The organism is Chondrinema litorale (genome assembly GCF_026250525.1).
In the GTDB taxonomy this organism is placed as follows: domain Bacteria; phylum Bacteroidota; class Bacteroidia; order Cytophagales; family Flammeovirgaceae; genus Chondrinema; species Chondrinema litorale.
Window position 1 is genome coordinate 81,624 of sequence record NZ_CP111047.1, and the last position, 13,369, is coordinate 94,992.

Annotated in this window: 5 protein-coding genes; 3 read left to right on the plus strand and 2 right to left on the minus strand. The window is 36.5% G+C overall.

From position 1 onward, the window contains the following. The first annotated feature begins 64 nt into the window (after positions 1-64). The 3 genes from OQ292_RS26485 (at position 65) to lacZ (ending at position 8,465) form a co-directional block, all read left to right on the plus strand. Positions 65-3,523 carry a SusC/RagA family TonB-linked outer membrane protein gene (locus tag OQ292_RS26485; protein ID WP_284687320.1) on the plus strand — a complete coding sequence of 1,153 codons (3,459 nt, stop codon included), beginning with the start codon at positions 65-67 and terminating at the stop codon, positions 3,521-3,523. Positions 3,524-3,544: 21 nt separating this feature from the next. Continuing rightward, entirely contained in the window at positions 3,545-5,119 is a 1,575-nt protein-coding gene (locus OQ292_RS26490) for a SusD/RagB family nutrient-binding outer membrane lipoprotein (RefSeq protein WP_284687321.1), read from the plus strand. Between the two features lie 244 nt (positions 5,120-5,363). Further along, on the plus strand, positions 5,364-8,465 hold the full coding sequence (gene lacZ / locus OQ292_RS26495; RefSeq protein ID WP_284687322.1) for a beta-galactosidase, LacZ type: 3,102 nt from the start codon (positions 5,364-5,366) through the stop codon (positions 8,463-8,465). A 61-nt stretch (positions 8,466-8,526) separates the two neighbouring features. On the opposite strand, the gene OQ292_RS26500 is transcribed toward lacZ, so the two are convergent. Together OQ292_RS26500 and OQ292_RS26505 are read right to left on the minus strand one after the other, a co-directional pair. Further along, positions 8,527-10,905, minus strand: a complete 2,379-nt coding sequence (locus tag OQ292_RS26500; protein WP_284687323.1) for an ABC transporter permease — start codon at positions 10,903-10,905, stop codon at positions 8,527-8,529. A gap of 87 nt (positions 10,906-10,992) precedes the next feature. Further along, the gene (locus OQ292_RS26505; protein WP_284687324.1) at positions 10,993-13,362 is read right to left on the minus strand and encodes an ABC transporter permease; all 2,370 of its coding nucleotides are present in this window, start codon (positions 13,360-13,362) and stop codon (positions 10,993-10,995) included. Positions 13,363-13,369: the final 7 nt, after the last annotated feature.

Genomic DNA, 13,369 nt, shown 5'->3' on the forward strand with positions numbered 1-13,369 from the left:
ACGGGTCACAGCGAAATGAGAGTCCTCCTGATTAATATATTTTTTTAACCAAGATTATAAAGTTATGAAATCGAAAATACTTAGACAAATCATTATTATGTCGAGGTTAGCTATAGCGGGTATCTTGTTGCAGTGCGTGTTCTTTTCGCTGCTTACTGCTGCAGACGGAAAAGCCCAGCACGAAAAGCTTTCTGAAATTATACTCACAGTAAATTTCAAAGGAAAAAGCCTGAGCAAGGCATTCCATGAGATTGAGGAAAAAACTCAATTGAAGTTTGCTTATAATCATCAGAGAATAAATGAAGGTATGCAGTTAGATATTGAAGCAAAAGATGAGTCTTTGGCAAATCTACTGCGTGAAATATCTAAAGATGCAGGTCTTAGATTTAAAAGAATTAATGAAAAAATCTATGTAAATCATCAAGAAGGTACCCAAACAGAAGATAATATAGAAGAAATTATTGATCCAGTACAGTTAAAAGTATCTGGAACAATCACCTCTGCCGAAGACAATGCACCACTTCCGGGTGTGAGTATTGTAGTGCAAGGAACTACCAAAGGTACCACTAGTGATTTTGATGGTAAATTCTCTATTGAAGTTGCAGAAGATGCTGTATTGGTTTTTAGCTATATCGGTTACACCAAACAAGAGGTGCCAGTAAATAGCAGAAGCACTATTGATATAGTAATGCAAACAGATGCTGAACAATTACAAGAAGTTGTTATTACAGCTTTTGGTTTGGAGCGTGAGAAAAAAGCTATTACTTACTCAGCACAAACTGTAGAAGTAAAAGAATTTTCTGAGGCAAGATCACTTAACGTAGTTAATTCTTTATCTGGTAGAGTGGCAGGTTTAAATATGTCAACTGCATCAAACGGTGTGGGTAGTTCTTCTAGAGTTGTACTAAGAGGTAACAGATCGCTATTAGGTAACAACCAACCATTATATGTAATTGATGGTATGCCGATAGATAACTCAACCAGTAGTACACCAAGTGACGAAACTGGTGGTACTACTGGATCAGATGGTATTTCAAACATCAACCCAGAAGACATCGCTTCAATCTCTGTATTGAAAGGTCCTTCAGCAGCGGCATTGTACGGTACTCGTGCGAGTAATGGTGTTATCATCATCAACACAAAATCAGGGAAAGGTAAAACAGGAACATCTATCAATTTTGCTTCTAACTTTACTTTAAATTCTCCTTATCTTTTACTAGATATTCAAAACCAATATGGGCAAGGTAGCAATGGGGTTTACAGTGTAAACGAAACTCGTAACTGGGGTCCAGAACTAGACGGAAGCAGCGTTGCAGCATGGCAGTTAGAGCATAACCCAGATTACGAAGGCCCAGCTACTTATTCTTATTCTGCACAGCCAGATAATATTATCGATTTCTTCCAGACAGGTTACAACTTAGCAAATACTGTTTCTGCATCAATGGGTAATAATGTAGCCCAAGGTTATTTCTCTTATACCAATACCATTGCAGAAGGTGTGGTTCCTGGTAATGAGCTAAACAGAAACAATGCGAATGTGAGAGTTACTAGCAAGTTAAGTGAAAAACTTCAGTTGGATGCGAAGATTAACTTTATCCAACAAACGATAGATAACCCAGTTCGTTCTGGTGAAGATTCTCCAACTTTTGGTGCTTACACTTTACCGAGAAACTTACCTTACTCTCAGTATAAAGATTACGAATACATAGATGCTTCTGGAAATCTTCAGTACAACTATATTAACCGTGATGCAGTAGGTGCTAACTCTGCAAACCCATTCTGGTTAGTATATCGTCACAATGCTACTACTACTACAAGAAACAGAGTAATCGGTTTTGCTTCTGCCACATATGAATTCTTCGAAGGATTAAAACTTAATTTAAAATCTGGTATCGATCAATACACAGACAAGAGCGAAACTAAATCTTATGCTACCGTAGCATGGACAAGCGATTTGGGTAACTACTCTAGAAACTATCGTGATGTAATGGAGTGGAACTCTAGCTTCTTATTGAGTTATGACAAAGACATTAATAATTTCTCTGTAAATGTAAACTTTGGTGGTAATGCTTTAACTCAAGAAAGAAACTCACTAACAGCAGGTGGAGTTTTAAGTAGACGTAATTTCTTTGCAATCTCAAATACAGATAATCCTGTACCAACAGAAAGCCCTTACGAACGTAAAATCAACTCTTTGTATGGTTTTGCTCAAATCGGATATAAAAACATTTTATTCTTAGATGTAACAGGAAGAAACGACTGGTCTTCTACCTTACCGGCAGATAACCGTTCATTCTTCTATCCATCAGTTGGTCTTTCTGCTGTAGTTTCAGATATGTTTACTTCTTTACCAGAGGCTATAACTTATGCTAAACTAAGAGTTTCTTATGCACAAGTAGGTAACGATACAGACCCTTACAGACTGAACCCTTATTATACTTATTCATCTGCAAACGATGGTATGGTATTCAGAAATGAGATTCTTTTCAACCAAGATTTAAAGCCTGAGATTACTTCTTCAACGGAGTTTGGTGCTGATATCAGATTCTTAGATAATCGCCTTGGTTTAGATTTTACTTGGTTTAAGTCTAACACAGTAGATCAAGTATTTCCTGTTGCCACTCCTGAGTCTTCTGGATATTCTTCTCAGTACATCAATGCTGGTGAGATTCAAAACACAGGTGTTGAATTAGTACTATCTGCTACACCAGTTCAAACCACCGATTTTAGTTGGGATATTACAGCTAACTTCTCTAGCTACGACAGTAAAGTAGTAAGCATCAATGGAGATACAGAAAGACTAGTGTTAAACTCAGGTGGTCGTTCAGTAAATGCAATTATCTCTAAAGGCGGAGAGTATGGTGATTTTTATGTAAAAGGTTACGAAAGAGATGATGAAGGAAACATCTTGATAAACGAAAATGGATTGCCTGAAACTACTTCAGACTACAGTGTAAAAGCAGGTAACTTTAACCCAGACTGGTCAGGAGGTTTACAAAACAGATTTAACTACAAAAACTTCTCAATGAGCTTCCTAATCGATGCTAGAATTGGTGGCGAAGTATTCTCTTTCACTAGAAGTGTACTTTCTTATACTGGTTCACTTGAGTCTACATTGGCTGGTCGCGATGGATTTGTGGTTGACGGTGTAGTTGCTACAAGAGACGACGATGGAAACATTGTTTCTACTACTCCAAACACTACTACTGTAACTGCCGAAGAATACTGGACAGCGATTGCTGGTAGTAGCCCTAACTCTGCAGAAGACTTTATTCTTGACGCTACAAATATTAGATTAAGAGAGTTTGTATTAGGTTATACTTTCCCTAGTAGCTTACTAGACAAAACTCCTTTTGCTCGTGCAAGCTTATCGCTTGTAGGTAGAAACCTCTTCTTCTTTATGAACAAAGCCAAATATTTTGATCCTGAGCAAGCTGCTGGTATCAGTAACTTCCAAGGTATTGAGTCTTACTCGCTGCCTCCAACTAGAACTTATGGAGTGAGCTTAAAATTTGGTTTCTAAAAAAATTAAAAATAATCCATCATGAAAAATATGATTAAAATATTCAAATTGATATTCATCATCGGGTTGGTGGGAAGTTGTACTGGCGATTTCGACGAAATCAATACCGATCCGTCTAAAATTACTGCTGAATCTCTAGATGCATCTTTCGTAGGTCCTGCTTTTGCCAATGTGATTTACAGAGGTCTTAACCAAGGTTGGGGTAACGGAATTAGCGATGACCAAGGTACTTACGGTTTAGGAACAACCCTACACTCAACTACCTATGTGCAATATTTGTCAACTACTTCTACTAGTTTTCAAACAGAAAGATATGCATTTAACGATAGCTGGAGAGCCAGACTTTGGACAAGGTTCTATACTTTAGCAGTTCCTGCACTAAACACTGCTTACGAAGCGGCTGAAGATGCAGAAGATAACGAATTAACCAATGCTGTATTAGACGTTTGGAAAGTGGAGATTTACCACAGAATGACTGACCATTTCGGTCCAATTCCTTATTTTGATGCGGGTAATGGTGGAGAAACTGTAGCTTACGATTCTCAAGAAGATATCTATGCAGATTTCTTTACTTTATTAGATAATGCTATTGAAGTTTTTGATGCAAACGCAGGTGGTTCTGTAGGTCCATTAGTTGGTTACGATCGTATTTACGATGGCAATGTAGATAGCTGGAAGTTATTTGCAAACTCTTTAAAACTTCGTTTAGCATTAAGAATTTCTGACATCGATCCTTCAAATGCACAAGTTTATGCAGAAGAAGCAGTGGCTTCTGGTGTAATGCTTTCTAGCAGCGAAAGTGCTTTTTACGAAGTAAGCGACGATACACCACATAACTTAAACATTATTGCTACTTGGGGTTTCAGAATGAGTGCTTCAATGGAAAGTATCTTAAGAGGTTACAACGACCCAAGAATTGGACTTTTCTACAGCGGAGCTTCATCAGATGGAGAATACAGAGGTCAGCCAAATGGTGGTGGAACTTTAAGAGATTGGGATGATGACGATACATCTGAAATCGGACCATCTTATGCATACGATTTATCTAACTCAACTGATATTTTGGTGATGACTGCTGCTGAAACTTATTTCAACAGAGCAGAAGGCGCATTAAACGGATGGAACATGTCTGGTTCAGCGCAAGAATTATATGAGACTGGTATTGCTACTTCTATGGACGAGTGGGAAGTTGATTCAGATGAGACAAGCACATACATTGTTGGTACTACCAATCCGGTTGAGCCTTACCTAGTAGAACAATATGATGCGGATGATAGAACTCCTCCAGTACAAGTTCCTGTAGCTTTTGATAATGGTGACGATACCAATGCAAGAACTCAAATTGCAGTTCAAAAATATTTGGCATTATTCCCAGAGTCTTGGGAAGCATGGGCAGATTTAAGAAGAACTGATATTCAGATATTATATCCGCTTTTACAAAGTGATAACAGTAACATAAGCAGATACGAATTGGTGAGTAGATTGCCATTTGTACCTAATGAGTACAATACAAATGCTGTTGAAGTAACCAATGCTGTTCAGCTTTTAAATGGTGTGGATAACGGCGCTACCAAAGTTTGGTGGGACGTGAACTAATCAAAGTATTATTATCATAGTAAGTGAATGACTAACTACGCTTAACCAATAGGATGATAAGAGGGAAAACCAAACGGTGGACCCTCTTACTCTTTTGATGAAAATCAGTTTTAACAAAGACTTTTACACTTTTGTCAACAAAATTATCCATTAATATTGAGGTAGTTTCCACAATGTGTTTACTTTACACTTATTGAAGTGAAGATTACTATCGAAATATGTATCAGAGATTAAAAAACAAGTAATGGACAAACAACTCAATTTAAGACAGCTAATTATTTTAGCTTTGTTTTTTGTAATGGGTGAAGCAGTTGCGCAGGAGATTCCAGAGTGGCAGGTACCTGACATTGTTTCTGTAAACAAAGAAAAACCACACGCGTGGTTTATCCCATATCAGGATGCAAAAACTGCAAGAACTAAAAATCCTTCAGAATCAGACTATTATCAGTTATTGAATGGCGACTGGAAATTCCAGTTTAAGAAATCACCAACCGAAGTTACAGAAGATTTTTTTACAACAGACTTCAACGACCAATCTTGGGATAAAATTCCAGTTCCATCAGATTGGCAAATGCAAGGTTACGATTATCCTATCTATGTAAACATTCAGTATCCTTTTAAAGATGCTATTGCTCCACATGTGCCTTTAGATTACAACCCAACAGGTTTGTACAGACACACTTTTGAGATTCCTTCAGATTGGAGTGGCAAGCAAGTGTTTATCAACTTTGGTGGTGTAAAAACAGTTTTCTATCTGTGGATAAACGGAGAGAAAGTTGGTTACAGCGAAGATAGCAAAGGTGTAGCAGAGTTTGATATTACAAAATATATCAAAACAGGCACCAACCAACTGGCTATGGAAGTAATTAGATTTGCTACAGCCAGTTACATGGAAGATCAAGACTTTTGGAGAATGAGTGGTATCGAGAGAGATGTATTTCTTGTAGCTACGCCAAAAGCGAGAATAGAAGATTATACAGTAAAAAGCGATCTAGATGGCGCTTTTACAAATGGTGTTTTTGGTTTAGATCTAGACCTAAAAAGCCACGACAATGCAGACTTAGATGTATCGGTAGCTATTAAGTTATACGATGGAGACAAGGTGCTTTTTGAAGACGAAAAAACTGCTGAGGCAGGAATAGTAAGCTTTACTTCTGAGATTCAAGATGTGAGAAAGTGGAGTGCTGAGTTCCCAAATCTATACGATTTAGAAATAGAGTTAAAAGATGGCGATAAAGTAACTCAAGCGATCTTCCAAAGAGTAGGTTTCAGAAATATTCAGATTAGCGATGGTATGCTAAAAGTAAATGGTGTACCTGTAACTGTAAGAGGAGTAGACCTTCACGAAACACATCCAATTACTGGCCACGTAGTTGATCTTGAAACACGCATCAAAGACCTTACTTTGATGAAGCAAAACAACGTAAATGCAGTTAGAACTTCTCACTATCCGCAAGACCCAGTATGGTATGAGCTATGCGACGAGTACGGAATCTATCTAGTAGATGAAGCAAATATCGAAACGCATGGTATGGGTTACGATTTGGATAAAGCGTTGGCGAACAATCCTGTTTGGCATACTGCCTTTATGGATAGAACGGTAAGACTTTATGAGCGCGATAAAAACTTTCCAAGTGTAATTATATGGTCTTTAGGTAATGAGTCTGGTAACGGATATAATACTTACGAGACTTATAATTATATGAAGTCTATTGACTCTTCAAGACCTACACAATACGAAAGAGCAATTCTTGAGTGGAACACAGATATTTTTGTGCCGATGTATTATAGCATGGAGGGTATGGAAAGATATGCAAAAAACTATTCAGACAGACCGCTTATTCAGTGTGAGTATGCGCACGCAATGGGTAACAGTTTGGGTAACTTCCAAGACTACTGGGATTTAATCTACCAATACGATAACCTTCAAGGTGGTTTTATTTGGGACTGGGTAGATCAATCTTACGAGAAGGAAAATGCAGCAGGGGAAAAATTCTATGCTTATGGTGGAGATTATGGTCCGGCAGATGTATTGTCTGATGGCAACTTCTGTAACAATGGAGTAATTAATCCAGATAGAACTCCGCATCCATCATTATACGAAGTAAAGAAAGTTTACCAACCAGTTTACTTTAAAGAAGCTGATTTGGCAAATGGAAAAGTACAAGTAATTAACCATTACGCTTTTGACGATCTATCAAACTTAGCTTTCTATTGGGTGATAGAGGCAAACGGTAAGGTTTACAAAAAAGGAAGCAACTTCAACCTAAAAATTGAGCCGGGTGCTTCTCAAACCATCGATTTAAAATTACCATCAATCAAAGCGAAAGCAAACACTGAGTACTTTGTAAATATTTATGCTGTTTCTAAAGCGGCTAAAGGTTATGTACCGGCAGGTCATACAGTGGCTTATGAGCAGTTTAAGTTGCCAGTTTACAATGAAGCTCCAGTTACTTATAGCACAAATGGTAACCTTGATCTTGCAGAAACTGATAATGCTATTACAGTATCAGGTGGTGGATTTACCATTGCTGTAGACAAAACTACCGGATGGGTAAGTAGTTACAAGTTAGGTGGAAAAGAAATGATGGAAATGCCATTGCAACCAAACTTCTGGCGTGCTCCAACAGACAACGACTATGGAAATAACATGGGTACGCGTTGCAAAATCTGGAAAGATATGGAGAAAAACTTTAAAGTGAACTATATCAATACTAGCCAACCAGTACCGGGTAAAATTGAGGTAGAAGTTGTTTTTGATATTATGGAATTGTACTCACCAGCAAACATTAAATATACTTTCTATGCAGATGGTACTTTGAGTGTAGACAGTTGGTTTAAGTTGATGAAAAGAAGAACGCAATTGCCAGAAATTCCAAGAATAGGTTTTAGAACTAGACTTTCTTCTGAGTTCAACAACTTCGAATATTACGGTAGAGGTCCATACGAAAACTATGTTGACAGACATACGGCTTCTTTAGTAGGTGTTTATTCATCAAAAGCAGAAGATCAGTATTTCCCATACATTCGCCCACAAGAAAACGGAAACAAAACCGGTATCAGATGGGCATCTTTAACTAATGATTCTGGTAAAGGATTAAAAGTTATCGGTGATGAGTTGGGAGTGAGTGCAATGCCTTACAGCCAAGAAAGCTTCGACAGTGGAGATACGAAAGGTCAAACTCATACAACTGATGTTAAAAAACAAGATTTTGTTGAGTGGCATATCGATTACAAACAAAGAGGTGTAGGTGGAGACGACAGTTGGGGTGCTTATCCACATGATAAGTACATGATTTATCCAGGCATTTATAGCTATGGATTTACCCTCTCACCAATTAAGTAAATTTCATATTAAATTATAAACCAACCAGCTGTAGGGGAGCAGATAATTCTGCCCCCTTTTTTTATTCATTTCTCAAAGTATCTACCGGATTTACGGTGGCTGCTTTTATTATTCTACCTCCCATGGCAAACAAAGCAATTAGCAAAATGAGCAATGCAGGTATACTATAAAACCACCATTTTACCTCGATGCGATAAGCAAAACCAGTAAGCCACTCACTAATAAAATAATTCGCTACAGGGATAGCGATTACAAATGCAATCAATATGAGTTGCAAGTATTCTTTAGCAAGCAGATAGAAAATATTTAAAACCGAAGCACCAACTACCTTTCTAATACCAATCTCTTTGGTTCTTCTATTAGCTGCAAACGAAGCCAAACCAAGTAAACCGAGTGCAGCAATTACATTGGCTATAAAAGTGAAGAATTGAAACATTCTAGCAGTGCGTAATTCATCATTATACAAATTATTAAAAGCCTCGTCTAAGAAGTAATAATTAAAAGGTTGCGTAGGTAAAAAGCTATTATGTACTTCTTCCAGATTTGCCAGTACCACTTGAACATTGCTTTCTTTATGTATTTTAACAAACATGCTAGCTCCACCACGAACTAAGGTAGTAGCTGTATCATTTTTCACTGTAATGGCCAAAGGTTCTATAGAAGTTTGCATCGATTTATAATTAAAATCTGAAACTACTCCCACCAACCTTTCATTAATGCCGATACTTTGTAAGCTACTACCAATAAGTGAATCAGATAGATCAAGCGCTTGCATGGCTGCGTCATTCAATATTACGTCATTGTTTACTAAATCTTGAAAAGGAGCAGTTTTCCAATCAATATCCAATGTCTCAAAGAATTTCTCATCCACATTAAACATATTAATTAGCACCTCTTCTCCCGTAACTGGCGATTTAGAAAAACGAATTAGATTCCCTCTAAAAGCAGGTTTGTAAATGGCTTTGGTAGAAGTTGTGGCAGCTAAAATTCCGATCTGGTTGCTGATCGTATTTTTAAGTGCAGCATATTTATTTCCAATGTCTGAATGGATGTTTAAAACCAAGACCTGATCTTTTGTGAGTCCGGTATTTTGGGCTCGCATAAAGCTTACCTGATTTTGAATAACCAGACTAAAGCAAATGAGAATGGTAGAAGCTGTAAATTGAAAAACAGTCATATATTTTCTAACAACAGCACCAGAATTCCTTCTGCCTTTGCCTCCTTTTAGGATATTGATGGTATTAAATTTCGATAGTACAATTGCCGGATAGATACTACCCAACAAGATGCATAAAATGTAAAGCGAAGCGATTACAATAATAAAATTAGTACCGAAGGCAAACGCACTGTTAAAATCTAGTTCAAGACTATTGATAAAACCATTGAGTGAAAGATAGAGCAACAGTATTCCCAGTAGGAATGCAAGTGTATTTGTAACGGCCGATTCAAACAAAAACTGAATAATTAAAGTACTTCGCTTGGCACCAATTACTTTGCGAATGCCAGTTTCTTTAGATCGGGTAGTTGCCTGTGCAGTCACCATGTTGGTATAGTTCATAATTGCGAGCAACAGAATTACAATACCGGTACAGAGAAATGCAATGAGATAAGTTTTTTGGCTTGGGTTTTCTATTAAATGTATAGCATCTAAAGGATTTAAATAGAAGCGAACATATTCAATATCATATTCTTCTTTTTTTACTATGCCATTTATTTCTTTCTCCCAAAATGCTAAATTCCTTTTTTCTGGTATGTAGAGATATGTTTGAATCGGGCCATCAGCAGCAAAATTTTCATTCATAATGGTTTCTTGCTCAGAGCCCATAGTGTAATAACTGCTTAAAGGAGCCAGAAAGTCAAATTGAATACTAGAGTTACTTGGCGGGTTTTCCAATATGCCAACTACTTCAAATGCATACTCCGATTTGTAGTAAAGCATTTTACCTATCGGATTCTTTTCACCAAAGTATTTAAGCGCAGTATTTTCAGTAATTAATACTGTATTTGGTTGATTTAGAGCAGTTTCTTTATCGCCAACTTTTAATTTAAAATTGAATAAATCGAGAAAGTTAGCATCTACAAAGTAGAATTGAGATTCATAGTATTTTTCCTTTTCAGTAGTGCTTACGGTAGCTTTTTGATCAAAAGTAACCCGTACAAAATCTTTAATTTCGGGGATACTTTCTTGCATAATAGATCCAAATCCGGCAGTAGAACCGGTGATATTAATCTTTCTTTTACCAAAGTCAATTTCTTCCTTTACTAAGTAGATATCCTTCACTTTACCATGAAAACCATCGTAACTGTATTCATGAGTTACATGCATAAAAACCAGTAAACTCGCAGCAATACCAATGGCTAAGCCTATTACATTGATGAATGATAGAAAGCCATTTTTGATAAAATTTCTCTTGATTATCTTTAGGTAGTTCCAGAACATTGTGATTGATTTTTTCCGAATTTCATCCATATTCATGAGACCACCTAATTTTTGCAGTCAGGTGTTCACATTTTGCAGGAAAGCGAATTACTCATCCCTCAAACTATCAACCGGATTAACAGTAGCCGCTTTAATAATTCTGCCACCCATAGCAAACAATGCGATCGTTAAGATTAACAGAGTTGGCAAAGTATACAACCACCATTTTACTTCGATGCGATAGGCAAAACCACTGAGCCACTCGGTAATAAAGTAATTGGCAATGGGAATCGCGATTACAAAAGAGATAAGAATGAGTTTGAAATATTCTTTAGAAAGCAGATAGAAAATATTGAATACGGATGCACCAACTACTTTTCTTATACCAATTTCTTTGGTTCTTCTGTTAGCAGCAAACGAAGCCAAACCAAGCAAACCTAGCGCAGCAATTACAATGGCAATCACAGTAAAAAACTGGAACATTCTGGCAGTTTGCACCTCGTCTTTGTATAAGTTGTTGAAGGCTTCGTCTAAGAAATTATATTCAAATGGATAGTCAGGCACAAATTCTTTGCAAGTGGTTTCAACTTGAGCAAGCACATCAGAAATCTTAGCTTGTTTATCAATTTTCAAATACATCTTCGGACCATTCTTTAGCAAACTAGCAGATATATCTTTGGTGATAATAAGCGCTAAAGGTTTAATATTATACTGCAAAGAGGCATAATTAAAATCTTTCAATACACCAGATAATCGATTTTTTTTACTTAAAAAAGTAAAGTTCGAATTGATTAGAGAATCTGGAATTTGCATGCTTTCCATTGTGTTTTCATTTACTACAACATCGGCCTGATGTAATTCCTGATTTGGTGGAATTGCCCATTCCATATCTAAAGTAGAGAAAAAGTCTTCATCAACTTGAATGAAGTTAACTTGTATCTCTTTATTTGAAATTGGAGAGTGTGAGTAAATAATCCAAGGGTCTTCTTTATATAAAGTTTCAGTAGCTGTACCTACTGAATTTATGCCATTGAGTTTGCTCACAGCATTTTTTAAAGTTTGATATTTATTGCCAATTTCTGGATGAAGATCGACAACAAGGATTTGATCTTTGCTAAGTCCAGTATTCTGTTCTTTTAAGAAATCAACCTGAAATTGAATAATCAGACTGAAACAGATAAGCACTGTGGATGCTGCAAATTGAAAAACAGTCATGTATTTTCTAATCGTATTTCCTGTAGCTCTTTTTGTATTTTCTCCTTTTAGAATATTTATGGTGTTAAACTTAGATAGCACAATCGCCGGATAAATGCTACCCAACAACAAACAGAGTAAAAACAAAGCAGCGATTACAATTAGAAATTGCGGATTAAATGCAAAAGAACTGTCAAATTTTAAGTTGAGATTGCTAATTAATCCAGTAAGTGTAAAGTGTAATAGCAGTAAGCCAATAATAAAAGAAATGGTATTGGTCACTACAGATTCAAACAAGAATTGAAAGATGAGTGTGCTTCTTCTGGCACCAATTACTTTCCTTATACCAGTTTCTTTAGAGCGAGTTGTTGCTTGAGCTGTTACCAAATTGGTGTAATTCATTATTGCCAATAATAAAATCACGAGTCCGGTACAAAGAAATGCAATTAGGTATTTTGTTGCGGTAGGTCTTTCGTTTAAATAAAGATTTTTGAATGGTTTAATATAAAAGGTTAAATCATCCAGTTTCAAATCTCTATGAGCAATCATACCTGCGATTGCTTCATTAATAAATTCTACATTTTTAAGTTCAGGTATGTAAAGAAAGGTTTGGAAAGAACCCAGCCCAATGAGTTCGTTATCGATTAATTGCCTTTTATCTTCACCTAAATTTGAAAAACTGCTGAGTGATGCAAGAAAATCAAAATTGATAGAAGAGTTGCTCGGTACGTTTTCGATTACACCAGTTACTTCGAAAGCAAAGTCTTTATTTAGGTAGAGAATTTCGCCAATAGGGTTTTTATCTGCGAAATATTTTTGAGCTGTTGCCTCTGTGAGAATAACTGAATTCGGTCTACTTAAAGCAGTTTTTTTATCTCCATACTTCAGTTTAAAACTAAAAAGCTCTAGTATTTGTGGGTCTGTAAATCGAAAATTCTTTTCGTAATAGATCTCTCCTTTTTCGGTCTTAACTGTATATTTTTCAGGATAAAAATAACGAACTACCTCTTTTACCTCTGGAATATCATTCTTTAACGCTGTGCCAAATGCTGCCGACATTGCATTTGCTTGCATTGTAGAACCACCATAGTTCATGTCTCCTTTTAATACATAAATATGATCTATATTTTTATGAAAACCATCGTAACTAAACTCATGCGTAACATGCATAAAAACCAACAAGCTGGCAGCAATTCCGATAGCTAAACCAAAAATATTGATGAATGAGATGAAGCTATTTTTAAATAAATTTCTCTTGATGATTTTGAGGTAATTCCAAATCATTTAATAG

What these genes read in the sequence shown, in the direction of transcription:
- OQ292_RS26505 (WP_284687324.1), bottom strand. Translation starts at nt 13,362, where the DNA reads ATGATTTGGAATTACCTCAAAATCATCAAGAGAAATTTATTTAAAAAT.
- OQ292_RS26500 (WP_284687323.1), bottom strand. Translation starts at nt 10,905, where the DNA reads ATGTTCTGGAACTACCTAAAGATAATCAAGAGAAATTTTATCAAAAAT.
- OQ292_RS26490 (WP_284687321.1), top strand. Translation starts at nt 3,545, where the DNA reads ATGAAAAATATGATTAAAATATTCAAATTGATATTCATCATCGGGTTG.
- lacZ (WP_284687322.1), top strand. Translation starts at nt 5,364, where the DNA reads ATGGACAAACAACTCAATTTAAGACAGCTAATTATTTTAGCTTTGTTT.
- OQ292_RS26485 (WP_284687320.1), top strand. Translation starts at nt 65, where the DNA reads ATGAAATCGAAAATACTTAGACAAATCATTATTATGTCGAGGTTAGCT.